General features: G+C 65.0%; 27 protein-coding genes. 4 read left to right on the forward strand and 23 right to left on the reverse strand.

What is annotated here, in order from left to right:
* Nucleotides 1–101: 101 nt before the first annotated feature.
* The 10 genes from MJ122_RS26280 to MJ122_RS26325 all read right to left on the reverse strand — a co-directional run bounded on the left by MJ122_RS26280 (nt 102) and on the right by MJ122_RS26325 (nt 7267).
* Nucleotides 102–2432, reverse strand: a complete 2331-nt coding sequence (locus tag MJ122_RS26280) for a phage tail protein (protein WP_239746683.1) — start codon at nt 2430–2432, stop codon at nt 102–104.
* A complete protein-coding gene (locus MJ122_RS26285) occupies nt 2423–3037 on the reverse strand; it encodes a phage tail protein I (RefSeq protein WP_239746685.1) in 615 nt (204 codons plus the stop codon). The genes MJ122_RS26280 and MJ122_RS26285 overlap by 10 nt, the downstream gene beginning before the upstream one ends.
* Nucleotides 3030–3920, reverse strand: coding sequence for a baseplate J/gp47 family protein (locus MJ122_RS26290; protein ID WP_239746686.1), 891 nt, complete (start codon nt 3918–3920; stop codon nt 3030–3032). The genes MJ122_RS26285 and MJ122_RS26290 overlap by 8 nt, the downstream gene beginning before the upstream one ends.
* Nucleotides 3917–4243 carry a GPW/gp25 family protein gene (locus MJ122_RS26295; RefSeq protein WP_239746688.1) on the reverse strand — a complete coding sequence of 109 codons (327 nt, stop codon included), beginning with the start codon at nt 4241–4243 and terminating at the stop codon, nt 3917–3919. Before MJ122_RS26295 ends, MJ122_RS26290 begins: the two co-directional genes overlap by 4 nt.
* A 110-nt stretch (nt 4244–4353) precedes the next feature.
* The gene (locus MJ122_RS26300; protein WP_239746690.1) at nt 4354–4917 is read right to left on the reverse strand and encodes a phage baseplate assembly protein V; all 564 of its coding nucleotides are present in this window, start codon (nt 4915–4917) and stop codon (nt 4354–4356) included.
* Nucleotides 4914–5444, reverse strand: a complete 531-nt coding sequence (locus MJ122_RS26305; RefSeq protein ID WP_239746691.1) for a hypothetical protein — start codon at nt 5442–5444, stop codon at nt 4914–4916. The genes MJ122_RS26300 and MJ122_RS26305 overlap by 4 nt, the downstream gene beginning before the upstream one ends.
* Nucleotides 5445–5461: 17 nt before the next feature.
* Nucleotides 5462–5806, reverse strand: coding sequence for a phage holin family protein (locus MJ122_RS26310; protein ID WP_239746693.1), 345 nt, complete (start codon nt 5804–5806; stop codon nt 5462–5464).
* Between the two features lie 315 nt (nt 5807–6121).
* Nucleotides 6122–6595 carry a GNAT family N-acetyltransferase gene (locus MJ122_RS26315; RefSeq protein ID WP_239746695.1) on the reverse strand — a complete coding sequence of 158 codons (474 nt, stop codon included), beginning with the start codon at nt 6593–6595 and terminating at the stop codon, nt 6122–6124.
* An 83-nt stretch (nt 6596–6678) separates the two neighbouring features.
* On the reverse strand, nt 6679–7038 hold the full coding sequence (locus MJ122_RS26320; protein WP_239746697.1) for a hypothetical protein: 360 nt from the start codon (nt 7036–7038) through the stop codon (nt 6679–6681).
* 19 nt (nt 7039–7057) lie between these two features.
* Nucleotides 7058–7267 (reverse strand): TraR/DksA C4-type zinc finger protein, encoded by a 210-nt coding sequence (locus MJ122_RS26325; RefSeq protein WP_239746699.1) that lies wholly within the window; start codon nt 7265–7267, stop codon nt 7058–7060.
* Nucleotides 7268–7651: 384 nt separating this feature from the next.
* On the opposite strand from MJ122_RS26325, the gene MJ122_RS26330 reads away from it, so the two are divergent.
* Nucleotides 7652–8422, forward strand: coding sequence for a helix-turn-helix transcriptional regulator (locus MJ122_RS26330; RefSeq protein ID WP_088420351.1), 771 nt, complete (start codon nt 7652–7654; stop codon nt 8420–8422).
* A 110-nt stretch (nt 8423–8532) separates the two neighbouring features.
* A complete protein-coding gene (locus MJ122_RS26335) occupies nt 8533–8859 on the forward strand; it encodes a pyocin activator PrtN family protein (RefSeq protein WP_088420349.1) in 327 nt (108 codons plus the stop codon).
* A 178-nt stretch (nt 8860–9037) separates the two neighbouring features.
* Here MJ122_RS26335 and trpE read toward each other — a convergent pair whose 3' ends face one another.
* The 3 genes from trpE to rpe all read right to left on the reverse strand — a co-directional run bounded on the left by trpE (nt 9038) and on the right by rpe (nt 12096).
* Nucleotides 9038–10531 (reverse strand): anthranilate synthase component I, encoded by a 1494-nt coding sequence (gene trpE / locus MJ122_RS26340; protein ID WP_239746700.1) that lies wholly within the window; start codon nt 10529–10531, stop codon nt 9038–9040.
* Between the two features lie 72 nt (nt 10532–10603).
* Nucleotides 10604–11422: a phosphoglycolate phosphatase gene (locus MJ122_RS26345; protein WP_088420345.1), complete on the reverse strand. Its 819-nt coding sequence runs from the start codon at nt 11420–11422 to the stop codon at nt 10604–10606.
* Complete coding sequence (rpe, locus tag MJ122_RS26350) at nt 11422–12096, reverse strand: ribulose-phosphate 3-epimerase (RefSeq protein ID WP_239746701.1); 675 nt, start codon at nt 12094–12096, stop codon at nt 11422–11424. The genes MJ122_RS26345 and rpe overlap by 1 nt, the downstream gene beginning before the upstream one ends.
* Before the next feature lie 112 nt (nt 12097–12208).
* Between rpe and MJ122_RS26355 the strand changes: the two genes are divergently transcribed.
* Complete coding sequence (locus MJ122_RS26355) at nt 12209–12595, forward strand: hypothetical protein (RefSeq protein WP_239746703.1); 387 nt, start codon at nt 12209–12211, stop codon at nt 12593–12595.
* Nucleotides 12596–12681: 86 nt separating this feature from the next.
* Here the strand turns inward: MJ122_RS26355 and MJ122_RS26360 are convergent, their stop codons facing one another.
* From MJ122_RS26360 to MJ122_RS26390, 7 genes are all read right to left on the reverse strand, one after another.
* Nucleotides 12682–13509, reverse strand: a complete 828-nt coding sequence (locus MJ122_RS26360; protein ID WP_045214142.1) for an ABC transporter permease — start codon at nt 13507–13509, stop codon at nt 12682–12684.
* A 16-nt stretch (nt 13510–13525) separates the two neighbouring features.
* Nucleotides 13526–14773, reverse strand: a complete 1248-nt coding sequence (locus MJ122_RS26365) for an ABC transporter permease (RefSeq protein WP_239746704.1) — start codon at nt 14771–14773, stop codon at nt 13526–13528.
* A gap of 131 nt (nt 14774–14904) precedes the next feature.
* Entirely contained in the window at nt 14905–15954 is a 1050-nt protein-coding gene (locus MJ122_RS26370) for an ABC transporter substrate-binding protein (RefSeq protein ID WP_017517309.1), read from the reverse strand.
* Between the two features lie 68 nt (nt 15955–16022).
* Nucleotides 16023–17132: an ABC transporter ATP-binding protein gene (locus MJ122_RS26375; protein WP_017517308.1), complete on the reverse strand. Its 1110-nt coding sequence runs from the start codon at nt 17130–17132 to the stop codon at nt 16023–16025.
* A gap of 179 nt (nt 17133–17311) precedes the next feature.
* Entirely contained in the window at nt 17312–18349 is a 1038-nt protein-coding gene (locus MJ122_RS26380; protein ID WP_239746705.1) for an ABC transporter substrate-binding protein, read from the reverse strand.
* A 164-nt stretch (nt 18350–18513) separates the two neighbouring features.
* Nucleotides 18514–19143, reverse strand: coding sequence for a response regulator transcription factor (locus MJ122_RS26385; protein ID WP_026078829.1), 630 nt, complete (start codon nt 19141–19143; stop codon nt 18514–18516).
* A 51-nt stretch (nt 19144–19194) separates the two neighbouring features.
* Complete coding sequence (locus MJ122_RS26390) at nt 19195–21606, reverse strand: sensor histidine kinase (RefSeq protein WP_239746706.1); 2412 nt, start codon at nt 21604–21606, stop codon at nt 19195–19197.
* A 154-nt stretch (nt 21607–21760) separates the two neighbouring features.
* On the opposite strand from MJ122_RS26390, the gene MJ122_RS26395 reads away from it, so the two are divergent.
* Nucleotides 21761–22810 carry an alpha/beta hydrolase family protein gene (locus tag MJ122_RS26395; protein WP_239746707.1) on the forward strand — a complete coding sequence of 350 codons (1050 nt, stop codon included), beginning with the start codon at nt 21761–21763 and terminating at the stop codon, nt 22808–22810.
* Here MJ122_RS26395 and MJ122_RS26400 read toward each other — a convergent pair whose 3' ends face one another.
* From MJ122_RS26400 to MJ122_RS26410, 3 genes are read right to left on the reverse strand one after another with little or no spacing between them, the layout of a single operon-like run.
* Nucleotides 22811–23575 carry a DnaJ domain-containing protein gene (locus MJ122_RS26400; RefSeq protein ID WP_239746708.1) on the reverse strand — a complete coding sequence of 255 codons (765 nt, stop codon included), beginning with the start codon at nt 23573–23575 and terminating at the stop codon, nt 22811–22813.
* A gap of 1 nt (nt 23576) precedes the next feature.
* Nucleotides 23577–24251 (reverse strand): N-acetylmuramate alpha-1-phosphate uridylyltransferase MurU, encoded by a 675-nt coding sequence (gene murU, locus MJ122_RS26405; RefSeq protein ID WP_239746709.1) that lies wholly within the window; start codon nt 24249–24251, stop codon nt 23577–23579.
* Nucleotides 24248–25270, reverse strand: a complete 1023-nt coding sequence (locus MJ122_RS26410) for a phosphotransferase (protein ID WP_239746710.1) — start codon at nt 25268–25270, stop codon at nt 24248–24250. Before MJ122_RS26410 ends, murU begins: the two co-directional genes overlap by 4 nt.
* Nucleotides 25271–25359 lie beyond the last annotated feature (89 nt).

Below are 25359 nucleotides of genomic sequence, written 5' to 3' on the forward strand. Positions count from 1 at the left end.
AGACATAAAAAAACCGCCGGGAGGCGGTTTGGGGTGGTTTGCCCGTTCGCAAGGGCGGCAGGCAACTGCGGGGGGCTAGCGGCAGTATGCCCGTTTGGAATTCAATATCCGACTGCTAGCCAGTGAATTGACAATGGCGCCGGGCCATTTCCCAGGGTTGAGCTTATTCGCATTGCATATGCGGTTCCTCCCGTTGTAGTGAAGATACCCGAAGACGAAGCAATAGCACCGGAGTCAGGACCGCCAGACAACGCTGTAAGTTGTACGTTCAGACAGGCGTTATTGAACGCCATTGGAAAACTAATCGCCGCCACTCCCGAAGCGTTTGCGATTACGGTCCCCCACTGGAAAAGCAGCCCGCCTGGCAGGCGCTGATAACCGTTTGCGCTCTTCGAAACACCAAAACTGGTGGAGAAGAAATTACTCGCGGTGCCCGACGCGATAATCCAGCTGCCCCCAGACTTGACCAACAAGACATTCTCACCGGCCCCCATGGCAAACTGGGACAGAGGCCCTCCAGCCAAGGGATAGAGCTTGTCGGAGCCTTGTGTCTGAACTGTCACAAGGCCGGCGTTACTGGTGCCGATCCCGAAACAGGCACCTTCCGGGACGGATGCAACCAAAGGCAACGCAATACTGAAGCTCACTGACCCCGAGGCCAGAATGTACTTACCGGTATCGCCTGCAGTCAGGGTAGTCGCCGCGGTGATGTAGAGTACAGATGCGAAGTTCCCGAGAGCCCGCTGCACGAAAGCCGTCGTTGCCACCGAAGTGTCATTGTCGAATGCTGCAGCAGTTGGCGCTGTAGGATTACCAATAAACTTCGGAGAGCTGAGTGGCGCCTGTTCCGTCCAGGCCGACCACGTAGTGTCATGCTTACTTCGGAAAAAAGTTCGGTTCTCGTTGCCGCCCTGATAAACCTGTACGGCAACTTGAGTAATGCGATTAGCCAAGCCAAGAGTAAGTACGTTGTAATGTACCGCTGTGGTCGCTGTGACACCCAAAACAGGCCAGTTGTTGGCCGCAGCGTCAGACTCCGTCCCGTTAAAGTTCTCGACGGAGCCCAAAGCTGCGGCATTCATATTGGCGACACCATTCTGCTTGCTATTACCACCCAGGCCCAAACTGCGAAGCAGGTTCCCTGTGAACGCAGTAGTCGCAACACTGCTGTCGTTGCTTGAAGTTCCCGGAGTAGGCGCAGTAGGGCTTCCGGTCAACGCCGTATTCACAAAATCGAGTTCGGGCGAATACACATCTACTGTATTGCAGACTAGCATGCGCTGCCGCCCCTGGCTCACAGCCACCCCCGTGCCGGCGGCAGTCTTCAGCGTCAGACTGAACGCACCAGTGGTGCGGTTATGCACCACCCATTGCCGATACACGTTAGGCACAATCACATTGATGTTGGCCGTCAACGCGCCCGTGAACGTCAACATCCCGTAGCCGACCTCGTCTGCTGTGAGAGTCACATCGATGCCACCCGCCACCGACTTGCTCATGCTTCCCGCCACCAAGTTGCGGACATAGGAAGTCGTCGCTAGGCGAGTGGACAGATCGCCCTGCGCCGGGTTGGGCGCAGTTGGCGTTCCGGAAAATGCCGGCGACGCCAGCTTCGCCAATCCATTGGTAATGTTTTGGAACGTCAGCGCCGTAGTTCCCAGCACAACCGGCCCATCCGTCACCAACTGCCAGACGCTGTCCGCCTGGGCCGTACCGCTCTCCACGGTAACGGTGAGGCCCGCAGTGACCTCGCTATTTTCATCGGCGTCGGAGGCACGTTTCCAGGGGCCAGGGGCAGCGACATACAAGCCATTGTCCACCGCATTGTTCTGGTTCTTCACCAGCACACGGTCGTCAGCTTTCAGCGCCACGCCATCTACCGTCTGCAAACCACTCAGCGTGATGCTTGCCGTGGTGGCCGCCAGAACGGACTGCTTGTAGTCCAGCCGGTTCAGCGCCGTGACAATGGAGTTATCCACATACTCCCGCGTCGCCAGCACCACACTCGGATCGATCTTCAATTCCACCGACGCCGCATTGCTGACGATCAGCACGATGCGCACGGTCTGGGTGCGGCCGCTGCCTTCGGCCAGTTGCGGTTTGTAGGACGGCGCGCAGTTGGCGTAGGCGATCAGCGCGCCGGCTTCGTCGTACAGGCCCATCTCGCGGATCCACCAGCCACCCACGTCCTCGGGGATGACCTGTTCGGCGATGATCTGCGAGCTGTTCGCCGGGTCGACGCTCAGGCGGTTCAGCGGCGCGCGGCGGACTTCGTTGACCAGCTGGGTGCGGCTGGCGTCGGGAGTCGGCACGTTGCCGCCGCCGTCGCCCACGGCGAGCTGGGTGATTTTCAGGGTGGTGCCCAGCGCGGTGGCGTTCGCCAGCTTGCCGGCACCGATCGTGGTGAGAAGTGCGTAGTAGGTTACTGCCATGGGTAGACACTCAAGCTATCGATGGTGTGTTCCCGGCCCGGCAAGCCGTGGCTGCCGATCGCTTCGATCACGTCCGGGAGGTAGGGGTAGACGGTGACGATGTCGCCGTCGTATTGCCCGGAGCCGACGGTGATCCGCCCCTGGGATTCCAGGCTGATGTCCAGCCCGATGAGGTGCCGCGTGAGCGGCTTGGCGTCATCGATGAGACGCTCCACCTCCTGGTACATTTCCTCGCTGATGCCGCTGTCGAGCACACCGATGCGCAGGCGGAAGGTGCCCGGCTCGCCCATGGGCGCGCCCTGCCACCACTCGATGATTTCGATCAGGTAACCCAGCGGCTCGATCACCCGCCGCAGCGCGGCGATGGTGCCCTTGTGCTGGTGGATGCGGAACGCCGCGGCCACCGCCTTGCGCTTCACCGTCTCGCTCCAGGCCGGGTCCCAGCGGTCCACCGACCAGGCCCAGGCGAGGTACGGCAAGAACGCCACCGGGCAGCGCTGCGGGTCCATGAGCTCGCGCAGCGGCACAGGCAGATCGCCGACCTGCACGTCAGCCAGCGCGCGCTCCAGCGGCGTCGAGTTGATCGGCAGCAGGCGGCTACTCATCGGAGCCTCCCACGCGGATCTGGTAGCCGCTGCAGTACGCCGCCTGGGTGGCGTCGAGCACCACGTCGGCCGCCGGCTTGGCCAGTTCGACACGCTGCACGCCTTCCACATGCAGGGCGGCGAACAGCGCGCTGCGGCGGATGTCGCGGCCGATGCGGCGCTGGGTGGCAATGTAGGTCTGCAGCGAAGCCTCGGCAGCCTGCTGGATCAGCTCGGCCTCCGGGCCCGGGTAGATGTAGAGCACTGCGTCGACCTGGTACGGCACGATAGCGGCGGACTGCACCGTGAGACGGTCGCCCACCGGGCGCACATCTTCATCGTTCAGCGCATTGCGCACCGCCTGGAGCAACTCCTCCGAAGCGACGCCATTGCCCTCGGAGGACAGCACGCTGACCAGCGCCTCGCACGGCTGCGGGCTGATCGCCGAGACATCGGCGATGCGCCCGTCGGCGCCGAGGGCGAAGGCCACGTAGGCATTGCGCGGACCGGCGACGGAAAGCTGGTCGAAAGCCAGTTGAGTGCGATTGCGCAGCGAGTCATCGCCTTCCAGCACGGCCGGAGTCGGTGGCGAAGTCGTGGCATCTGCCTCCTGGATCACCAGGCGTTTCACGTTGTAGCCAGCGGCCAATTGGTCAAGATCTCCCTGGGTCGCATACCCCAGCATCACCGCACGAGCGGCGTCATTGATCCGGGCGCGCAACAACAGCTCGCGGTAGGCCGCCAGTTCCAGCAGCTTGACCACCGGATCGGACTCCAGCGCGGCGTTCCAACCCTCTCCCATGGCACCGCGAAAGTTCGCCAGCAGCTCCTCGTAGAGACTCTCGTAGTCAAGGTCCTCCACCACTTCCGGGGCAGGCAGTTGAGACAGGTCGATGATGCTCATGCCGCCACCTCCAGGCCGACTTCGTCGCCCAGGTAGACGCCGCGCAGGCGCAGCGAAACGCTGCCGGCGACCACTGCCACGACCTGCACCGAACTCAGTCGCAGGCGCGGCTCCCAGCGGCCGATGGCACGGGCTACTTCAGCCTGCACCGCGCCCTTCCAGCCTTCGGTCACCGGCAGGTCGACCATGCGCCGCAGGCGGCTGCCGTATTCGGGACGCATGCGCCGACTGCCCAGCGGGGTGGTGAGGATGTCCTCGATGGATTGCTTCAGGTGCGCCAGCGCGCTCAGCGGCTGGCCGTTGCGTCGATCCATGCCGATCATGGCCGCGCCCTCCGTCGCTCAGGGTGCGCACGGGAAAAGTTGCCCATGGCAGGTCTCCAGAAATGCAGAGGCCCGCACGAGGCGGGCCTGGGTTGGAAGTCGAAGCGACTTCAATGGGTGTGGTGGTTGCTGTTGCCGGCGGTGTCCATGATCGAGCCGGTGCTGCTGATATTGCCGTTCACCGTCAGCGCGCCCTTGATGGTCACCGGGCCGGTCAGCTGGATGCTGGCGGCGGTGACGTTCACCGCTCCGGGATCGATCACCACCTGCGTGCCGCCGACTTTCACCGTGGCGGTACCGGCAGGCAGCTGCAGGTCATAGCGATGGGCCTGCCAGTCGTAGCTGAGCACCGCGCCATCGGGAAAATGCCAGCTCTCGACCTCGCCGCGATTGTTCGGGGGCGCCGACTCGGCACCGAACAGCCCCGGCACGAAGGTGCCCATGGCGGCCATGCCGGACGGGCTCAGCAGCACGCCCTGCTCGCCCAGGCTCGGTGCCCGCCAGTGGCGGGCGGCACCGGCGGCTTGTGCGTGCCAGCGCACCCAGGCACTGGTCCACTCGCCCGAGCGCACCCGCACCCGCGCTGTCGCCAGGTCCACGGCCACCACTTCGCAGGGCATGACCAGGGCGGCGAGCATGCGGTCGTGTTCGGCGCTCACATAATCCTGGTTCATTGCACGGCTCCCGGGTCGAAGTAGTCGTCCTCGTGGCCGGGGCCTGTCTGCGGGTCGAAACCCAGCATGAGGCTGCCCGGCGGCTGGTCTTCCCAGGGCCACTCGGTCTCGCCCAGCAGCACCGGCTGCTGCCACTCGACCCGCCACACGCGGCAGGCCGCGAGCGCCGGATTGTCGAGCTCCGGCTGGGCCTGGATGAAACTCACCGGTTCCAACTCCAGCCCCCAGTTCTGACCGCGTAAAAGCACGGCCAGCGCGGCGACAGTGCGCAGTGCCAAGGCCTCCGCCTGCGCATCATCTCTGGCCACCAGAATGCGCGCCTGGAGGCGGCAGATGAGAGCGGTCTGGCCATTACCGGGGTCGCGACCGGGTAGCAGGCCCGCATACTCCAGCGCCAGCGCAGGAAGTGTCACCGGCGCTTGCGTCAGTGGGCCGCGCAGAAAGGCGCCGATCTCGGTCAAGCGCGTGGATAACGCCTGCTCCACCGTGTCGAGCAATAGCGCCAGGGTCAAAGGTTGTTCGGACATGTCGTCTCCTCGCTGCTTCACTCTTGTCCGCGCTCGCTGGTCGGCAACTCGCAGACACCCAGGCGTTTCGCCGCCCAGCGTTCATAAAGGCCGACGGCGATCTCGGCACCAGCCGCTGCCGTCAGGCTGCCAATAGCCGCAGCGAGGGTCAGCGAAGCGCCGCAAGCCATGGCCAGGAACATCACCGCCATGCCGCAGACGATGGAGGCGCCGGAGCGCAACGCCAGCCGCCGCAGCAATCTCCAACCACCCAGGCCCGCCTTGTCGGCACGCCACATTTCACCGCTGATGCCGCCCGCGACCGCGAGCAGGATCAGCCCCCACAAAGGCACGTCGGCCAGGGTCTGAGGTTCGTTGCCCATTGGCTCACCTTGAATAAAGACGCCCGCGAACGGGCGAAACCGGTGGCTATCAGCCAGCCGGGGATGACTGCCGGCACACTCGCCGGCCACCCGCCGCGACGGCGGGTCGAAAAAACGCGGGCATGAAAAAGCCCGGCTCAGTGGCCGGGCTTTTCGGGTTTTGCGTTGTGCTCCCTGGGGATGCACCTTTACAAGAATGACTACTTTTTACCCCCCGATTCCCGCCGGAACAAGGCCTCTCGGGGAATGCGCGGTAATACGCAGATGACACACCGCAATGTGCTGTCGAAACGCGGAAATCCAGCTTCGGAAATTTCAGAGGCCCTTGCTCATCAGCACAGTGGTGAAGCCGCTGTGCCACTCTTCGTCCGGGTAGAAATCGACCTCCGCATAGCCGTGCTTGCCATAGAAGGCACGCGCCTGCTGGTTGAAGGTGTCGGTCTCCAGGCGAATGCGCGCATGGCCCGCGCGGGCGATAGCGGTTTCGGCGTGGTGCAGCAGAGCCGCACCGATTCCCAGGCGCTGATGCTGGGGAGACACATGCAGCGCATCGATGAAGTCCTCGCGCCAGTCGAGCAGGCCGACGACCTTGCCGTCGATGCAGGCGACCTGGAAGAACGGCAGCCGCTCGCGCACGTAGGCGGCGGTATGCGCGGAGGACTCGAAACGCGCGATGGCTTCGGCAGTCAGCTCGGGCTTCCAGGTGGCTTCGTAGGTTTCGCCGAGAATGCGCAGGATGGCATCGGCGTCTTCGGTTCCAGCGGGGCGAATGAGGATTGGAGTCGTCATGGGCAGCCAGCATAACGCAACGCGACCCGTGATAAAGCACGAAGCCCGGCGCAGGGCCGGGCTTCGGAAAAAGAAAGGAAAGGTCAGGCGACGCGGCACATCAGCCGCGACTGGATACTCTGGTGTGCCACATGCAGGCGCAGGTAGAAGGTATTGCGGCTGCAGCGGCAGTGCCGGTATTTCTGCGAAGCTTCGCTGTCGCGATTGAGGTAGTGCTCGGTGACTACGTCCTTCTGCTCGTCAGGCAGGTGGTTGATGATCAGGTCCAGTTCCGCGACGCGGTCGAGGATCACCTTGCTACCTCGTGTGCCACGAATCATCTCGCCCTTGTTGGCCATCATCATCGCCAGCAGGTTACCGCCGGCATAACCGCCGCCTGCGCTGCCCGGGTTGTGCATCTCTTCGGCCCAGAGCTTGAGCATTTCGTCGATGGGTTTGATCACGGCGTGTCTCCCTGGCGGCTCAGTGCCGCCGCTCCAGTTCGTCGATTGCCTGGCAGTCGATGCAGCGAGTGCAACCCGGCGCGGCCAGGCGGCGCGCCGGCGGGATGTCGTCGCCGCAATCCTCGCAGTACTCGGCGGAGCTGATGGCCGCCGAGGAGCGGCGGCTGTGCAGCATGTCCTCGATGCGCTCCAGCATCAGGTCATTGGCGTAGTCGGCGATGTCAGCCATGGCGCACCTCCGCAGTAACGGTACGTGTGTGTTTCGGTGGTTGATTCATGAAGGTCCTCCTGGCGACGTACCCTCCGTGGTCGCCGAGCCTTCGGCCGCCTGGGTGGTCAGTCGCGATCTGTTCGTCGCGGGCGCCGAGTCATCAGACGGCATCCCCTGCCGGTACGCGGGCGGCGCCTCCCTGGCCCACCCGCGTCCTCCAGCCTGCTCGCAGGCAACCCACGGCCTCCTTGCCGCGGTGAAGGGGAAGTCGTTCGCTTCCCGTCAGCCGAACCGGTCTTCGTCTCCCCGGTGGGCTGCTGGTTTTCATGATTACAACTATAGCTATATTTAGTCAACACCAAAGCTATTTACACGCTACAACCCAGGAGGTAGAGTGCCGCCATGGAAAACTCACCCTCATCGACGCTGGCCGACCGCCTGAAACAGGCGATGGCCTCGCGCAATCTCAAGCAGGAAACCCTGGCCGAAGCCGCCGGGGTTTCGCAGAACACCATCCACAAGCTGACCTCGGGCAAGGCGCAGAGCACGCGCAAGCTGATCGAGATCGCCAGCGCGCTGGGGGTCTCGCCGACCTGGCTGGCCACCGGAGAAGGCACACCGGCACCGGGCCCCAGTGCCCCCGCGCCGCGCCCGGCCGATGGCAGCCCGCTGCGGCTGGAACCGCTGCACCCATGGGATAGCGACACACCGCTGGACGAGGACGAAGTGGAACTACGCCTGTACAAGGAAGTGGAACTGGCGGCCGGTGCCGGCCGCACCGCAGTGCGCGAGATAGAGGGGCGCAAGCTGCGTTTCTCGTACGCCACGCTGCGCGCGGCAGGGGTCGATCCGGCGGCGGCAATCTGCGCCCAGCTCACCGGCAACAGCATGGAGCCGCTGATCATGGATGGCTCCACCATCGGCATCGATACCGCGACCACGCACATCACCGACGGCGAGATCTACGCCCTGGAACACGAGGGCATGCTGCGGGTGAAGTTCGTCTACCGCCTGCCGGGCGGTGGCATCCGCCTGCGCAGCTTCAACCGTGATGAGTACCCCGACGAGGAATACCCGCCGGAGCAGTTCGACAGCGGGCAGATCCGCATGATCGGCTGGGTCTTCTGGTGGTCCACGGTGCGCCATCGTCGCGCACCGACGCTGGTGCGCTAGACAGGACAGGCCCCGCTTCGGCGGGGTTTTCTTTGGCTGGCGATTGAAGACAAATACAACCTTTGCTATATTTATACCTGTCGCCACCACCATCGGAACAGGAGAGTCCCATGCAGTCGACCGCCGATATTCGCCCCGCCCCTCGCCCGGAGACGGTGAGCCTGGTCTACCAGATCTTCGGGGACGTCCTGGTGCCGCTGGAGCAGGTGCGCGAGCGCTGGTTTCGCAACCTGAACCGGGAGAATTTCAGCAAGGCGCTGTCCTGCGGACGCATCGCCCTGCCGGTGACCACGCTGGATGACAGCCACAAGGCGATGCAGTACGTCGCGGTGGACCACTTGGCGGCCTATGTGGAGGAGCGCTCGCAACAGGCGGACGCCGCCCTCGCCCGGCGCAAGGCGAACCTGCAGGTGGTGGAAGCGCGGCAGGCGGGGTAACCATGGAGCCGCCACAGACACCAGAGCCAGCTCCCGCACCGGACGGCCCCCTCTCCCTGAAGGGAGCGGGAGCCTTACAGTGCCAGCGAGAACTCTTCTGTCCACCTGAACCTGTTGATTAGCGCAGGGCCCCAACAAAAAGCCCCGCCGAAGCGGGGCTTTTTATCGAGTCAGCGACTCAACCCTTGCCGTGCACCTTGGCGGTGTGCTCCGCCAGCGCCACGGCACGGAACATCGCGCGGCGCTTGTTGATGGTTTCCTCCCACTCTGCCGCCGGCACCGAGTCGGCGACGATGCCGCCGCCGGCCTGGACGTGGAGTTCGCCGTTCTTGATCACCGCGGTGCGGATGGCGATGGCGGTGTCCATGTTGCCGTTCCACGCGAGGTAACCCACGGCACCGCCGTAGACGCCGCGCTTGACCGGCTCCAGCTCGTCGATGATTTCCATCGCGCGAATCTTCGGCGCGCCGGACAAGGTGCCCGCCGGCAGGATTGCACGCAGGGCGTCCATCGCGGAAAGCGATGGCTTGAGCTGGCCGTTTACGTTGGAAACGATGTGCATGACGTTGGAGTAGCGCTCGATCACCATCTGCTCGGTGACCTTCACGCTGCCGGTCTGCGACACGCGGCCGACGTCGTTGCGCCCCAGGTCGATGAGCATCAGGTGCTCGGCGATTTCCTTGGCGTCGGAAAGCAGGTCTTCTTCCAGCGCGCGGTCGGCTTCTTCGGTCGCACCCCGCGGGCGGGTGCCGGCGATGGGGCGCACGGTGACTTCGCCGTCCTCGACGCGCACCAGCACTTCCGGCGAACTGCCGACGACATGGAAGTCGCCGAAGTTGAAGAAGTACATGTACGGCGTCGGGTTGAAGCAGCGCAGCGCACGGTACAGGTCGATGGGCGCCGCACTGAAGTCGATGGACATGCGCTGCGACGGCACGACCTGCATGCAGTCGCCGGCCAGGATGTATTCCTTGATGGTGCCGACGGCGCGCTCGTAGTCCTCGCGGGTGAAGCTGGCGCGGAACTGCGGCTCCGGGGCATTCACGGCGCTGAAGTCCAGGCCGCGGCGCGGGGTGATCGGCTGGCGCAGGCGCTCCAGCAGTTCTTCCAGCTGGGCCAGGCCCTTGTCGTAGGCGTCGGCCTGCGCCGGGTCGGCGAGGACGATCGCGTGCATCTTGCCGGCGAGGTTGTCGAAGACGACCACCGCGTCGGAGACCATCAGCAGGATGTCGGGATTGTTCAGCGGGTCCGGGTTCGGGCACTGCGCCAGCCGCTGCTCGACGTAACGTACGCAGTCGTAGCCGAAGTAGCCGACCAGACCACCGTTGAAGCGCGGCAGACCGGCAATGGTCGGTACGCGGTAGCGCTCCTTGAACTCCTCGACGAAGGCCAGCGGGTCGGCGCATTCGAAGCTCTCGGTCTCGACGCCGTCGACCTTGATGCTCGCCTGGTGACCGTACACACGTAGCACGGTGCGGCTGGGCAGGCCGATGATCGAGTAGCGCCCCCACTTCTCGCCGCCCTGCACGGATTCGAGCAGGTAGGTGTTGGGGCCATCGGCCAGCTTCAGGTAGATCGACAGCGGGGTGTCGAAGTCGGCAAGGGTTTCGCAGGTCAGCGGAATGCGGTTGTAGCCTTCGGCGGCCAGGCGCTGGAATTCTTCGCGGGTCATGATCAGCCTCGTGGAGTGAGGAGGTAACGGACTTGGTTGCACACACGCGCCGGGCGTACCGGCCAAAGGATGTCAGGCGCGCCAGCGCCAGCGGGCCAGGGCCTTGATGACCTTCATCCAGAGTGTGTGGGGAGCCGTTTCCACGGTGCTGTCTCGCTGAGCGGGAGTTGAGGCGGAGTCGGGCAACACTATCGCTTTGCCCGAATCGAAGCAAGGCAGCAGATGGCGCAGGTCGTCGAGCACCAGCGTCGGGGTTTCCTCGGCAATGGGGCGGCCATGGTTGTAGCCGTAGCTCAGACCCACGCTGCGCACGCCGGCGGCCTTGGCAGCGAGAATGTCATTGCGCGAGTCGCCAACGAACAGCGCCTGCTCCGCCGACACGCCGGCCATCTTCATCACGAACAGCAGCGCGGCCGGGTCGGGCTTCTGCTGCGGCAGGGTATCGCCACCGATGATCCAGCGAAAGAACTTGCCCAGTTTCATCTCGTCCAGCAACGGCGCGACGAATTGCTCGGGCTTGTTGGTGATCAGCGCCAGCTCCACGCCGCGCTTCTTCAGCCACTTCAGGGTCTCGATCACGCCGGGGTAGACCAGGGTGAGCGCATGGCTGTCGGCGTAGAAGTCCATGAACAGCTCGAGGGCGCGCTCGGTGTCTTCCTCGCTGACCCCATCGTGCTCGATGTCATTGGCCAGGGCGCGACGCACCAGCACCCGCGCGCCGTTGCCGACCCAGTGACGCACCGCGTCCAGGCCGGCCGGCTGGCGACCGAGCGCCAGCAGCATCTTGTCCACCGCGGCGGCCAGGTCGGGGACCGAATCCACCAGGGTGCCGTCCAGGTCGAACATCACCAGACGCGGCAGCCCGGCGAATGGCAGTTGTGCAGCGCTCATCACTTGCGCGCCTGCGCCAGCTCAGCGTGCATGGCGCGGATGACCTCGGCGTAGTCCGTTGCATTGAAGATGGCGGAGCCGGCGACGAAGGTGTCGGCGCCCGCTTCGGCGATCTCGCGGATGTTCTTCACGTTCACCCCGCCGTCGATTTCCAGGCGGATGTCACGGCCGGAAGCGTCGATCAGCGCGCGGGCTTCGCGCAGCTTGTCGAGGGTGCCGGGGATGAACTTCTGCCCGCCGAAGCCGGGGTTCACGCTCATCAGGAGGACCATGTCGATCTTGTCCATCACGTACTTCAGCGCGTCCAGCGAGGTGGCCGGGTTGAACACCAGGCCGGCCTTGCAGCCGCCGTCCTTGATCAGTTGCAGGGAGCGGTCGATGTGCTGGGTGGCTTCGGGATGGAAGGTGATGTAGGTGGCGCCGGCTTCGATGAAGTCACCGATGATGCGGTCCACCGGGGAGACCATCAGGTGCACGTCGATGGGTGCGGTGACGCCGTACTTGCGCAGCGCCGTGCAGACCATCGGGCCGATGGTCAGGTTCGGCACGTAGTGGTTGTCCATCACATCGAAGTGGACGATGTCGGCGCCGGCAGCGAGCACCTTGTCCACATCCTCGCCCAGGCGGGCGAAGTCGGCGGAAAGGATCGACGGAGCGATGGCGTAGGGTTGCATGGCGCACCTCTGTGGGCGGAAATCACGGATGGCGCGCATTGTAGCCGCAATCGATTTACCCCGGTGACAATGGCGACGTTCAGCCCTTTACGCAGCCTAGGAGAATGCAGAGATGGGAGCCTACATAACGGTGGCTGGTTGGCTTCAGTTGGACCAATCATTGCCGATGGAGGAAATTGAAGGACAGCTAAAAGCTCCTGTTCCCGGAGCTGCAGGTCTCGTAACCGATCAGCAGATGGGGCTCTATCGGGACGGCTGGATGATCCAACCCAGGAGCATAAACAGCACTCGATTTGTGTTCTTTGGCGCTCAGATCAGAACCCATGCCCTGCCTTACATCCGAGCTCAGGTGGAGGGTCTGGCAAGACTTGTTGTGCAGACTGATGATTACGCCATCTCTCCAAGTGGATACTTTCTACTCACTGAAGATGGCACTCACGGCATTCCGGAGACCGAGTGGCTGATTGAAGACGGAAAGGTCATCGACAGAGTGAAATGAGATCGCTCTGTAGGCAAAAAAATCGCGGATCGATCCCGCCCCTGTGGGTGAGCACAGGGACGCAACCGTCCGCGAAACACTGTGAATCAGGAAGTCGGTGCGGTGCGCAGCTTCTCGCTGCGGCCGCGCAGCCACTCGAGGGTCAGCAGGAGCACGACGGAGAAGCCGATCAGCAGGGTCGCCGCAGCGGCGATGGTCGGGCTGAGGTTCTCGCGGATGCCGCTGAACATCTGGCGCGGCAGGGTGGCCTGCTCGGGGCCGGCGAGGAACAGGGTCACCACCACTTCGTCGAAGGAGGTGGCGAAGGCGAACAGCGCCCCGGAGATCACACCGGGAGCGATCAGCGGCAGGGTGACCTTGAAGAAGGTCAGCACCGGCGGCGCACCCAGGCTGGCGGCGGCGCGCACCAGGTTGTAGTTGAAGCCCTGCAGCGTCGCCGACACGGTGATGATGACGAACGGCACACCCAGCACCGCGTGGACGATGATCAGCGAGATGTAGCTGTTGCCCAGGCCCAGCGGCGCGAAGAACAGGTAGCTGGCCACGCCGATGATCACCACCGGCACCACCATCGGCGAGATCACCAGGCTCATGACCAGCGCCTTGCCGCGGAACTCGCCGCGGGTCAGGCCGATAGACGCCAGGGTGCCGAACACCATCGCCAGCACGGTGGCCGCCGGGGCGACGATGATGCTGTTGGTCAGTGCGCGCATCCACTCGGCGGAGTTGAAGAAGTCGGCGTACCAGCGCAGGGAGAAGCCCTGCAGCGGGTAGACCAGGAAGGTGCCGGAGTTGAACGACAGCGGCACGATGACCAGTACCGGCAACACCAGGAACAGCAGGATCAGGCCGCAGAGGATACGCAGGGTGTAGAACCACACGCGCTCGACCGGGGACATGTAGGGGCTCAGCATCTTCTTGTTCTCCTCATCAGCCCAGGCGCAGGCGGCTCGCGCCCACCAGCCAGCCATAGATCACGTAGAGCACCAGGGTGGCGAACAGCAGCAGGCCGCCCAGGGCCGTGGCCATGCCCCAGTTGATGGTGGTGTTGGTGTAGAAGGCGACGAAGTAGCTGACCATCTGGTCGTTCGGGCTGCCCAGCAGCGCCGGGGTGATGTAGTAGCCGATCGACAGGATGAACACCAGCAGGCAGCCGGCGCCGACACCGGCCACGGTCTGCGGGAAGTACACCTTCCAGAAGCTGGCGAACGGATGGCAGCCCAGCGAGATCGCGGCGCGCATGTAGCTGGGGGAAATGCCCTTCATCACGCTGTAGATCGGCAGGATCATGAACGGCAGCATGATGTGGACCATGGAGATGTAAACGCCCGTGCGGTTGAACACCAACTGCAGCGGCTGGTCGATCAGGCCCATCTTCAGCAGCGCGCCGTTGATCAGGCCACCGGACTGCAACAGCACGATCCACGCGGCGACACGCACCAGGATCGAGGTCCAGAACGGCAGCAGCACCATGATCATCAGCAGGTTGGACTTGCGGGTCGGCAGGATCGCCAGCAGATAGGCCAGCGGGTAGGCCAGCGCCAGGCAGATCAGGGTGATCACCGCGCCCATCCAGAAGGTGCGGGCGAAGATGTCCAGGTAGATCGACTGGTCCGGCGTGGCACGGGCGATTTCGCCCAGGTCGTCGATGCGGTGATCGAGCGCCGCCAGCAGATAATAGGGGGTGACAGAGCTGGCGTTGCGACGGATTGCCTGCCAGTAGGCCGGATCGCCCCAACGCTCGTCGAGGGCTTCCATGGCGTCCTTGTACGACGCCGGTTGCTCCTTGAACGGCAATGCGCGCGCGGTCTTGGACAGCAGGCTGCGGTAGCCGGCCAGTTCCATGTTCAGGCGCTTGGAGAGATCACCGATGGTCTGGTTCTTGCGCGCGGCGACCAGGTCGTCGCTCAGCGCCTTGTACACCGCATCCGAAGGCAGCGACTTGCCGTCCCATTCGGAAATGGCGTTGACGGTCAGCGGCAGCGCGCCGACGACCTCGGGGTTGTTCACGCTCTTGTAAAGCAGCGCCGCGATGGGCACCAGGAAGGTCAGCAGCAGGAAGACCAGCAGGGGCAGCACCAGCGCCTGGGACTTCAGACGGTTCATCCGCTCCGCGCGCGCCAGGCGCTGCTTGAGGGTGGGGCCGGCGACCTCGTTCAGAGACACAGCGGTGGCCATAGCGAACTCCGGTAAAACAGGCCGCCCGAAAGCGGCCAAGGTGTGGTGTCAGGAGGAACCGCCGCGAGGAGGAGCGGCGGTCCCGGTCCGTCGCGGTCCGGGTGGCCGCGACGGTTTGGCACTGCTGCGTCTTACTTGGCAGCCCAGGCGTTGAAGCGCTGTTCCAGCTGCTCGCCGTAGTCAGCCCAGAAGGTCACGTCCATACCGACCTGGCCCTGCATGTTTTCCGGGGTGGTCGGCATGTCCTTGAGCAGGTCCTTGCTCAGCAGCGGTACGGCGTTCTTGTTGACCGGGCCGTAGGCGATGTTCTCGGAGTAGGTCTTCTGCTGCTCGGGCTGAACCGAGAAGGCAATGAACTTCAGGCTCTCGTCGACCTTCTTGGCGCCCTTGGGGATGGCCCAGGCGTCGAAGTCGTAGATGCCGCCGTTCCAGACGATCTTCAGGTTGCTCTCTTTCTGCACGGCGGCGATGCGACCGTTGTAGGCGGAGCTCATGACCACGTCACCGGAAGCGAGGTACTGCGGCGGCTGGGCGCCGGCTTCCCACCACTGGATGTTCGGCTTGATCTGGTCGAGTTTCTTGAAGGCGCGGTCCTGGCCTTCCTTGGTCGCCAGCACCTTGTAGACGTCCTTGGGCGCAACGCCGTCGGCCATCAGGGCGAATTCCAGGGTGTACTTGGCGCCCTTGCGCAGGCCGCGCTTGCCCGGGAATTTCTGGGTGTCCCAGAAGTCGGCCCAGCTGGTCGGTGCGGTCTTCAGCTTGTCGGCGTTGTAGGCCAGCACGGTGGACCAGACGAAGAAGCCGACGCCGCAGTTGGTCACGGCGCCCGGTACGTAGTCTTCGGCCTTGCCGAGGATGGCCGGGTCGATGGTTTCGAACAGGCCTTCGTCACAACCGCGGGCCAGTTCCGGCGACTCGACTTCCACCAGGTCCCAGGAGACGCTGTTGGTGTCGACCATGGCCTTCACCTTGGCCATTTCGCCGTTGTATTCGCCAGCGACGATCTTGTTGCCAGTGCTCTTCTCGTAGGGGCCGTAGAACGCCTTGACCTGGGCGTTCTTGTTGGCGCCGCCGAAAGACACCACGGTCAGGTCGGTGGCGGCCATGGACTGGGCCGCGAAGGCCACGCCCAGAGTCAGCGCTGCGAGTTTGAGCCCCGATGCTTTCAAGGACTTCGACATTATTGTTGTCTCCACAGTGTGCAGGTTTGTTTTTCTTGGATGCGTCCGGGAGTGGCCGGGCCGCGCTGTTACGCCGCGGACAGTGGGTCGAGCGCGCGGACGTGCTCGACTTCCCAGCCCAGCGGAACCACGTCGCCAACACTGAGCGCAGGATCGAGCTCGGCGATCGGCTGTTTGACGAAGAAATCGGTGCGGCCGCAGACCTCCAGGCGAATGCGCACGTGGTCACCCAGGTAGATGAACTCGGCGACGCGGCCGGAGAAGCGGTTCACGCAGTTTTCGCTGTGGCCGTTCAGGCGCACGCGCTCGGGGCGTATCGACAGGCTGACGGTGTCGCCGACGTTGCCGACGTTGATCGCCAGCGCCTCGACCTTCTCGCCACGGGCCAGGCCCACGGTGCAGCGGTCGCCATCGCGGGCCTGGAGCTGGCCGGCAATGCGGTTGTTCTCGCCGATGAAGTTGGCGACGAAGGAGTTGCGCGGGTGTTCGTAGAGCTCGGCGGGCGGGGCGATCTGCTGGATCTCGCCCTGGTGGAACACCGCCACTCGGTCGGACATGGTCAGGGCTTCACCCTGGTCGTGGGTCACGTAGACCACGGTCACGCCCAGGCGCTGGTGGATGTGCTTGATCTCCATCTGCATGTGCTCGCGCAGCTGCTTGTCGAGCGCACCGAGGGGTTCGTCCATCAGTACCAGTTGCGGCTCGAAGACCAGCGCACGGGCCAGGGCCACGCGCTGCTGCTGGCCACCGGAGAGCTGGGCGGGATAGCGACCGGCGAAGGTGTCGAGCTGGACCATCGACAGCGCGCGCTTCACGCGCTCACTGACGTCGGTCTTGCTCATGCCGCGCACGGAGAGCGGGAAGGCCAGGTTCTCGGCCACCGTCATGTGCGGGAACAGGGCATAGTTCTGGAACACCATGCCGATGTCGCGCTTGTGCGGCGGGACGTTGTTGATGGCGCGCCCGGCGAGCTGGATTTCACCGGCGGTGGGCGTTTCGAAACCGGCCAGCATCATCAGGCTGGTGGTCTTGCCGGAACCCGAGGGCCCCAGCAGCGTCAGGAATTCGCCTTTGCGAATGTCCAGATTGAGGTCCTTCACGATGAGGGATTCGCCGTCGTAGCTCTTCTGCACGCCACGGAAACTCACCAGTACATCGTTTGCCTGATTCTCGGCCATCACCGCACCTTTGTTTTTTTGTAAATGCCGTTGAATCAAGCCTAGAGAAGCTGGACCGGCACGCAAATCGGGCGGTATGAGAGATTGCTATAAGGCTTAGAGAGGATGCTTTGTAGGGATCGCCCTACAAAAAATAGCGAAACAGACTGCCGACCAGCTTGTGGCCGGCAGTCCCTCGATCAGCGCTTGGCCCAGGCCTGGAAGCGCTTCTCCAGCGCATCGCCATGCTCGGTCCAGAAGGCTACGTCCATGCCCACGGCATGGGCGATGTTCTGCGGCGCGGTGGGCAGGTTGGCGGCCACGTCCGGTGCCAGCAATTCCACGGCCTTGCGGTTGGTCGGACCGTAGGAAATGTTTTCGGCGAACGCCTTCTGCTGCTGCGGCTGGCCGGCGAAGTTGACGAACTGCTCGGCCAGCTCCTTCTTGAACACGCCCGAGGGCAGCGCCCAGAAGTCGAAGTCGTAGATGCCGCCGGCCCAGACCATGCGGAAGCCCTTCTGCTCGGCCTGCGCGGCGGCGATCCGGCCGTTGTAGGCGGAGCTCATCACCACGGTGCCGTCGGCAAGGTCGCGCACCGGGTCCTGGCCGGACTTCCACCAGTTGATGTTCGGCTTGAGTTCATCGAGCTTGCGGAAGGCGCGATCGACCCCCTCGTCGGTGGCGAGCACCTTGTAGACGTCCTTGGGCGCGATGCCGTCGGCCATCAGGGCGAATTCCAGGCTGTACTTGGCGCCCCAGCGCAGGCCGCGCTTGCCGGGGAATTTCCTGGTGTCCCAGAAATCCGCCCAACTGCTGGGCGTGCCCTGCAGCTTGCTCTGGTTGTACGCCAGCAGCGTGGTCCAGACGAAGATGCCGACGCCGCACGGCTGCACCGCGCCGGGAACGAAATCGGCGGTGTTGCCCAGGGTCTTGGGATCGAGCTTCATGAACAGCCCTTCCTCGCAGCCGCGCGCGAGCTCGGGGGCCTCGACTTCCACCACGTCCCAGGACACATGGCTGATCTCCACCATGCGCTTGAGCTTGGCCAGGTCGCCGTTGTAGGAGCCGTGGACGACGGCGTTGCCGGTCACTTCCTTGAACGGTTTGTAGAAGGCCGCCTCCTGAGCTTCCTTGTTGGCGCCACCGAAGGAAATCACCGTGACGTAGTCCGCCAGCGCCGGCATCGCAGCGCTCCCCAGCAGGCCGAACAGCAGCCCTCCCCTTACCGCTCGCAACATCTTCTTCTCCTTGTTATCACGACGTACTGCATGAAGCCGGCAATCATTCCCTGCCTCACGCCCGCTAGATAGACGGTTCGTTACAGAAATCGGACACGTCGCACAGAGTGGAGGGAAAATTCAGCGATCGATCTGCCGCAGGTCAAAGCGGCTGCGCGGGACGCTCAGACGAGCTTGTGCTCCATGGCGTAACGCACCAGGTCCGCCACCGAGTTGGCGTTGAGTTTCTGCATCAGCCGCGCCTTGTGTGTGCTGATGGTCTTGCTGCTGACCGCCAGTTGCTGGGCGATTTCGTTGACGCCCTCGCCCTGCACCAGGCGCTCGAACACCGAGAACTCGCGCTCCGAAAGCAGCGCATGGGGCGGACGGGAATCGGTGAGACCGACTTCGAAGACCATGCGGTCGGCGAGATCGGGATCGATGTAGCGACCACCGCTGGCCACCTTGCGGATCGCCGTGAGCAGCAGCGCCGGATCGCTGTCCTTGGTGGCGTAGCCGGCGGCGCCGACCTTCAGCGCGCGGGCGACCATCTGCACTTCATCGTGCATGGACAGCATGAGGATCGCCGGCGGACTGTTCAGCGCGCGGATCCGCGGGATGGCTTCCAGGCCGTTGACTCCGGGCATGGAGATATCCAGCAGGACCACTTCACAGGGCGTCTGGCGCAGGGTTTCGAGCAACTGCTCGCCGTTGGTGGCCTCGCCCACCACCTGCAGGTCCTTGGCCATGCCGATCAGTTGCTTGATGCCCTCGCGCACGATCGTATGGTCTTCCGCCACCAGCACTCGAATCACCGCCCTTCCTCCCGATCCACTCTTGTCATTGTCGTTATGTTTGTCGCCCGGTTACGTACTTGCCGAGCGCAGAGGCACCCGAATCCACAGCGTGGTGCCCTCCCCGGGCTGGCTGTCGATCTGCAGGGTGCCACCGAACATCAGCACCCGCTCGCGCATGCCCACCAGGCCAAAGGAAACGCCCTGCCGCGTGGCGTTCGGGTCGAAGCCCACGCCGTCGTCGGCGATGCGCAGGCACAGCTCGCGCCCTTCGACGCTCAGCTGCAATTCCACAGTATGCGCCTGGGCATGGCGCATGACATTGGTCAGCGCCTCCTGGAGGATGCGGAACAGCCCGATGGCCTTGGCATCCGACAGTTCCGGCGGGTTCTCCGGCACCTGCACCAGGCAGGGAATCTGCGTGCGCGCTTCGAACCGGCGTGCCTGCCATTCCACCGCCGAGCCGATGCCGGCATCGAGGATGGGCGGGCGCAGCGCGGTGGCCACGTCACGCACCAGCTGGAACAACTGGGCGATCAAGCGCTTCATGTTGTCCAGGCGCTCGCGCAGACCGCTGTCGAGCTCGGCGTAGGCCAGTTCGCACATGGAGGTTTCCAGCTTCAGCACGGTGAGCACCTGGCCCAATTCATCGTGCACTTCGCGGGCGATGCGCGCCTTCTCCTCCTCCCGCACGCTCTCCAGGTGCGCCGACAGCTCGCGCAGCTGCGCGCGGGAATCCTGCAGCTCCCGTTCGATCTGCTTGTGTTCGGTGATGTCCCAGACCACCCCGTCCCAGGCCGGGCGACCGTCGTCGAGGGTGCGCACCGTCGCCTTGATGTCGACCCAGCGCGGCTCGTGGCTGCGGGTGAGGATGCGCCCCTGCCACAGCCAGTTGCGTCGGCCCTCCACCGCTTCGAGCTGGCTCGCCAGGTAGCCTTCGCGCTCGGACGGATGCACCAGCCCCATGATGCCCAGGCCACTCTCGCGCAGGTATCCGGGCGAGTAGCCCAGCGAGGTTTCGCTGCCGCCGGTGATGAAGCTGATGTAGGCAAAATCGGAGTCGTCGTCCGGCGCGTTGGGCTCCAGGCGGAACACCAGACCCGGCACGTTGGCGGCGATGCCCTGCAGGCGCGCCTCGCTTTCCTCCAGCGCGGCACGGGCACGGCGGCGCTCGGTGACGTCGTTGAGGAACACCAGCAGGTACTCCGAATCGCCAAAACGCAGGAAGCTCAGCGAAACGTCCGCCGGCAGCCACTGGCCGTCTGCACGCAGGCAGCGGGTCTCGAAGCTTAGCGGCGCCTCGTCGGCATTGCGCGCACGGCGCCAGAGATTGAGCCAGCGGTCCATGTCCAGCATTGGCTCGAAGGCCGACAGCGGCAGGTCCACCACCGCCCCCGGCAGGTAGCCGAGCATCTCCTCGGCGGCGCGGTTGGCGTAGCGCACATGGCTGTCCCAGTTGACCCAGAGGATGCCGACGGTGCTGCTGTCGATGGCGAACTGGGTCAGGCGCAGCGCCTGCTCCGCGGCCTGGCGCAATTCGATATCGCGGCGTGCCGCGAGCAGGCGCGACTCCAGCGCGCGGTGCTGGCGGCGCAACCAGAGCAATGCGGCTACCGCGAACAGCAGCAGCAGGCCGAGCAGGATGCACAGGTTCTGCCAGAAGCCGGGCGAAGAACCCAGGCGCGGGTAGACCGGTTGCAGCCAGCGCTCGTGGAGTCGGTCGAGGTCCTTGGCCGGCACCGCGCGCAGGGCGGCATCGATGATCCCGGCCAGCTCCGGCAGGCCGCGTCGCGTCGCCACGCGCAGCAATTGCGGGTAGCCGATATCGGCGACCACAGAGAGCCCGGTGAATTCGGCTTCGCGGGTCAGGCGCGCCAGTTGCGCCTCGTCGATCACCGCGTAGCTGGCTTCGCGGCCGAGCACCTTGCGCAGTACTTCTCGGTCGCTATCGACGACTTGCAGGGTCAGCCCCGAATAGGTCCCGCGCAGGTAATCCACCACCGGCCCGGGCCCGCGCACGGAAACGGATTCCCCCTCGCGAAGGGCGTCCAGTTCCACCGAAGTCCCCATTCCGCGATCGCCCACGACCAGACGCGGCACACGCAGATAGGGGTCGGAGAACAGCCAGTCGCGCAGGGTCGAAGGCGTCTGGCTGATGCCGGGGGCGAGATCGATTTCCCCGGCACGCACCGCTTTTTCCAGCGTCGCCTGGTCAGGATAGGTACGCCATTGCAGACCGACGCCCAGTGCCTTGGCCAGCCATTCCAACAGTTCGACGTTGGCTCCGGAGAGCTGCTGCAGGCGGCGGTCCTGCTGCACGTAGGGAGCCTCGAGCACGGCGCCGACGCGCAGCCGCGGGTGTTCAGCGAGCCATGCGCGCTGCGCGTCGTCCAGCGTCAGCGGCGGCACGGGAGGTTCCGCCACTGCCAGCAGCGGCAGGCAACTTAGCCAGAAAAGACAGGCTTTCCAGAACAGACGACTCATGCCCACAGCACCCCGGGTGTTCGATCACGTCAAAGCAAATGGCCGGCATACCTTACAGCAAGCCCGGTTGAACCCGGCAGCCATGCGCCTGACAAAGCTAGGACAAGCCGCTAGGCTGGCCGCACCCGCGCCTGCCGTGACAGGGATACCATCGATGCCAAACCCGCTTCGCCCGACACTTCTAGCCCTCTGCATCTCGCTGGGCCTTTCGCCGCTGGCCGCCAGCGGCGAAGACACCAAGGCAGCCGTCGAAGAAAAGCCTGCTGCAGCGGCAGCCGTGCGCCCCGCAGTGACCGAGCGCAGCCAGGACGAAGCCAGCGGCCTGGTGCGCCAGTTGCCCGAAAGCGAGCGCCAGGAACTCAAGGCCGGCGACGAAACCTTCCTCGCCCTCTGGCTGCCGGCCAACGCCGCCGATGCCGAGGGTGCAGTGATCCTGATTCCCGGCGATGGCGAAAGCGCCGACTGGCCAGTGGCGATCGGCCCGCTGCGGCGCAAGTTGCCCGACGCCGGCTGGCAGACCCTGGCCGTCACCCTGCCCGATCCGCAAAGCACCGCCCCCATCCCGCGCCCGAAGGAGTCGCCGGACAAGGCCAGCGCCGACACCGATGCCACGGCCACCGACAGCGCCAGCAAACCCGAAGTGAAGGGCGGTGAAGGCAGCGCGACACCGACACCGGAAAGCACCGCCGAAACCGGCAGCGCCGAGCCGGCCCAGGCCAGCCCCGAAGCTCCGCCGCCGCCCACAGACCCGGTGGAACTGCGCAAGGCCCACGCTGAGCGCGTGCTCGCGCGCATCCAGGCAGCCGTCGAACTGGCCCAGCAGCACAACCCCCGGACCATCGTCCTGCTCGGCCACGGCACCGGCGCCTACTGGGCCACCCGTTACCTGGGCGAGCGCACGCCGGCCGAGATCAGGAACCTGCTGCTGGTGGCGCCGGAAATGCCGCGCGACTTCAAGCCGTCGCTGGACGAGACCGTGCCGCTGCTGAACCTCGCCACCGGCGACTTCTATTACAAGGACAAGGCGCCAGACGTGGCAGCCGCCAAGCTGCGTCTGCAGGCGAGCAAGCGGCAGAAGGCGCCGAACTACGTGCAGATCGGCATGAACGCCCTGCCCGCCGACCTGGGCACCGAGCAGGACCAACTCTACCGGCGCATTCGCGGCTGGCTGTCGATGCACCTGGAGCCGAACGAGCAGCCCTGATCAGCGGAAGCCGCGACGCTGGCGCACCAGCAGATAGGCAGCCTGGATCTCGCGGGTTTTCTGGGTCGCCGCAGCGATGCGCTCGGCGCTTGCCCCCATGCCTTCGAGCTTGTCCGGGTGGTTCTGGCTGATCAGCTTGCGGTAGGCACGCTTGATCTCTTCCGGCTCGCTCTCCGGCGTCACTCCCAGCAGCCGCAGCGCGCCGGTATAGGATTCGCGCGGCGTGGACGGCGGCCTGGGTGGCTCGGCGCCCGCCGACAACGCGAGGACCCTGGTGCGGGAAAGCCCCAGCGATTCACCCCACTGCAGCAGTAGGTTCTTCTGCGCAGCGTTCGGCGTGCCGCCCGCCCAGGCCATACGCCAGCAGGCCTGGATCAAGCCTTCCGCAGTGGCCTGCCGGCCGTGGCGCTGGCGCAGGCCAACGTCCAGGAGCTCGCCGCCCAGCTTGCCGCGGCCGAAGGCATCGATGGCTTGTCGACGCGATCTGTCATCCAGTTGCAGGCGCTGCATCTCGGCCCGCGCCTGCTGGATGTGCGCATCGACCACGCGGCCGCGGCTCTTGGCCAGGCGACCGAGCAGCAGGAAAAGCAGCTCCTGATCGCTGATCTGCGGCCCGCCACGCAGCTGTTCGAAGAGCCCGCGCCAGGTGCGCTTCTTCAGGCGCCGGTCGAGCACCTGGCCCAGCAGCGCACCGAGCATCGCCCCAGGAATACTCGCCAGCGCCCAGCCGGCGATGACGCCCACCAAGGTGCCTGGCCAGAACACCTCAGCCCTCCGCCAGTTGGCGTTCGACTTCAGCCAGACGCTCGTGGGTGCCCACGTCGATCCAGCGTCCACGATGATGGACGCCGCTCACACGGCCGGCTTCCATCGCCTGGCGCAGCAGTGGCGCCAGCTTGAAGGCGCCGGGCGCACAATCCTCGAACAGTTCGGGGCGCAGGATGGCGATACCGCTATAAGTCAGGCTCGGCCGGCCCTCGCGGTAATCGCTGACGCGGCCTTCACTCAGACAGAAATCGCCGCGAGTGTGGTGACCGGGGTTATCCACCAGCACCAGGTGCGCGAGATCGTCATCGCCCAGCGCGCTGTGCAGGCTGGCATAGTCGAAGTCGGTCCAGATGTCGCCGTTGGCGACGACGAAGGTCTCGCTGCCCAGCAGCGGCAGCGCCCGGAAAATGCCGCCGCCGGTTTCCAGCGGTTCGCCCTCGGGCGAGTAACGGATGCTCACGCCGAAGGCCGAGCCATCGCCCAGGTGATCCTCGATCTGCTGACCGAGCCAGGCGTGGTTGATCACCACCTGGTCGAATCCCGCGCAACGCAGCGCCCGCAGCTGATACTCGATCAACGGCACGCCGCCGGCGCGCACCAGCGGCTTGGGCGTGTGCAGGGTGAGCGGGCGCAGGCGTTCGCCCTTGCCCGCGGCGAGGATCATGGCCTTCATGCGGGGTGTGTCTCGTCTTTGGGGAGGTCTGCCAGCAATGCGGCGAGGTCGGCAAGCTCAGGACGGCGTGCGATCACGCTTTCCAGGTAGCGGAAGAAACGCGGCACGTCGCCCAGGTAGCGCGGCTTGCCGTCGCGGTGGCAGATGCGCGCGAAGATGCCGATCACCTTCAGGTGGCGCTGGGCGCCCATCAGGTCGCTGGCGCGCAGGAAGGACTCGAAACTGTCCGGCAGGGGAATACCAGCCGCCCGGGCCTTGCGCCAGTAGCGCGAGAGGCCGTCGTGCACGCGCGGCTCCGGCCAACTGAGGAAGGCATCCTTATAGAGGCAGGTCACGTCGTAGGTCACCGGACCGTAGACCGCATCCTGGAAATCCAGGATGCCGGGGTTCGGCTCGCTGAGCATCAGGTTGCGCGGCATGTAGTCGCGGTGCACGAACACGCGTGGCTGCTCGAGGGCGCTTTGCACCAGAAGATCGCAGGTGCGCTCCCAGCGGGCGAGTTGCTCGCCTTCGAGGGTCACGCCGAGGTGGCGCTGCAGGTACCAGTCGGGGAACAGTTGCAGCTCGCGGCGCAGCAGGGCCTCGTCGTAGGCCGGCAAGCGCTCGGCGACATCGACCTGCTGGAAGGCCACCAGGGCGTCGAGGGCATTCTCGAACAGGTCCTCGGCGTTCTGCGCGGTGAGCACATCCAGGTAGGTCTGGCGCCCCAGATCATCGAGCAGCAGGAAGCCCTGCTCCACGTCCTGGGCGAGAATCTTCGGCACATGCACGCCGGCCTCGGCCAGCAGGCCGGCGACCTTGATGAAGGGTCGGACGTTCTCCTGGGGGGGCGGGGCGTCCATCACGATCAGGCTGCGGCCTTCCCCCTGCCAGCGGAAATACCGGCGGAAACTGGCATCGCTGCTGGCCGCGGTGAAGCTGGCCTCGGGCACCGGGCCCCAGCCCTGGGCGGTGAACACTGCGGGCAAACTCAAGTCCAACCAGCCGATCATCTGCTGGTAACGGGCATCCTGTGACATCTTTATGGGTTCTCCACGGCCCTAGCCGTTGCGCGGGTCATGCTTTATTATCCAGCATCTTTTTGAGCCCATCGAGAGGCGTGCGGTCC

The organism is Pseudomonas sp. DP-17 (assembly GCF_022380625.1).
In the GTDB taxonomy this organism is placed as follows: Bacteria; Pseudomonadota; Gammaproteobacteria; order Pseudomonadales; family Pseudomonadaceae; genus Pseudomonas; species Pseudomonas nitroreducens_A.

Bases quoted from the DNA above. Each gene is read 5' to 3' on its own strand.
- MJ122_RS26280 (WP_239746683.1), bottom strand. From the start codon at position 2,432: ATGGCAGTAACCTACTACGCACTTCTCACCACGATCGGTGCCGGCAAG.
- MJ122_RS26285 (WP_239746685.1), bottom strand. From the start codon at position 3,037: ATGAGTAGCCGCCTGCTGCCGATCAACTCGACGCCGCTGGAGCGCGCG.
- MJ122_RS26290 (WP_239746686.1), bottom strand. From the start codon at position 3,920: ATGAGCATCATCGACCTGTCTCAACTGCCTGCCCCGGAAGTGGTGGAG.
- MJ122_RS26295 (WP_239746688.1), bottom strand. From the start codon at position 4,243: ATGATCGGCATGGATCGACGCAACGGCCAGCCGCTGAGCGCGCTGGCG.
- MJ122_RS26300 (WP_239746690.1), bottom strand. From the start codon at position 4,917: ATGAACCAGGATTATGTGAGCGCCGAACACGACCGCATGCTCGCCGCC.
- MJ122_RS26305 (WP_239746691.1), bottom strand. From the start codon at position 5,444: ATGTCCGAACAACCTTTGACCCTGGCGCTATTGCTCGACACGGTGGAG.
- MJ122_RS26310 (WP_239746693.1), bottom strand. From the start codon at position 5,806: ATGGGCAACGAACCTCAGACCCTGGCCGACGTGCCTTTGTGGGGGCTG.
- MJ122_RS26315 (WP_239746695.1), bottom strand. From the start codon at position 6,595: ATGACGACTCCAATCCTCATTCGCCCCGCTGGAACCGAAGACGCCGAT.
- MJ122_RS26325 (WP_239746699.1), bottom strand. From the start codon at position 7,267: ATGGCTGACATCGCCGACTACGCCAATGACCTGATGCTGGAGCGCATC.
- MJ122_RS26330 (WP_088420351.1), top strand. From the start codon at position 7,652: ATGGAAAACTCACCCTCATCGACGCTGGCCGACCGCCTGAAACAGGCG.
- MJ122_RS26335 (WP_088420349.1), top strand. From the start codon at position 8,533: ATGCAGTCGACCGCCGATATTCGCCCCGCCCCTCGCCCGGAGACGGTG.
- trpE (WP_239746700.1), bottom strand. From the start codon at position 10,531: ATGACCCGCGAAGAATTCCAGCGCCTGGCCGCCGAAGGCTACAACCGC.
- MJ122_RS26345 (WP_088420345.1), bottom strand. From the start codon at position 11,422: ATGAGCGCTGCACAACTGCCATTCGCCGGGCTGCCGCGTCTGGTGATG.
- rpe (WP_239746701.1), bottom strand. From the start codon at position 12,096: ATGCAACCCTACGCCATCGCTCCGTCGATCCTTTCCGCCGACTTCGCC.
- MJ122_RS26355 (WP_239746703.1), top strand. From the start codon at position 12,209: ATGGGAGCCTACATAACGGTGGCTGGTTGGCTTCAGTTGGACCAATCA.
- MJ122_RS26360 (WP_045214142.1), bottom strand. From the start codon at position 13,509: ATGCTGAGCCCCTACATGTCCCCGGTCGAGCGCGTGTGGTTCTACACC.
- MJ122_RS26365 (WP_239746704.1), bottom strand. From the start codon at position 14,773: ATGGCCACCGCTGTGTCTCTGAACGAGGTCGCCGGCCCCACCCTCAAG.
- MJ122_RS26370 (WP_017517309.1), bottom strand. From the start codon at position 15,954: ATGTCGAAGTCCTTGAAAGCATCGGGGCTCAAACTCGCAGCGCTGACT.
- MJ122_RS26375 (WP_017517308.1), bottom strand. From the start codon at position 17,132: ATGGCCGAGAATCAGGCAAACGATGTACTGGTGAGTTTCCGTGGCGTG.
- MJ122_RS26380 (WP_239746705.1), bottom strand. From the start codon at position 18,349: ATGTTGCGAGCGGTAAGGGGAGGGCTGCTGTTCGGCCTGCTGGGGAGC.
- MJ122_RS26390 (WP_239746706.1), bottom strand. From the start codon at position 21,606: ATGAGTCGTCTGTTCTGGAAAGCCTGTCTTTTCTGGCTAAGTTGCCTG.
- MJ122_RS26395 (WP_239746707.1), top strand. From the start codon at position 21,761: ATGCCAAACCCGCTTCGCCCGACACTTCTAGCCCTCTGCATCTCGCTG.
- murU (WP_239746709.1), bottom strand. From the start codon at position 24,251: ATGAAGGCCATGATCCTCGCCGCGGGCAAGGGCGAACGCCTGCGCCCG.
- MJ122_RS26410 (WP_239746710.1), bottom strand. From the start codon at position 25,270: ATGTCACAGGATGCCCGTTACCAGCAGATGATCGGCTGGTTGGACTTG.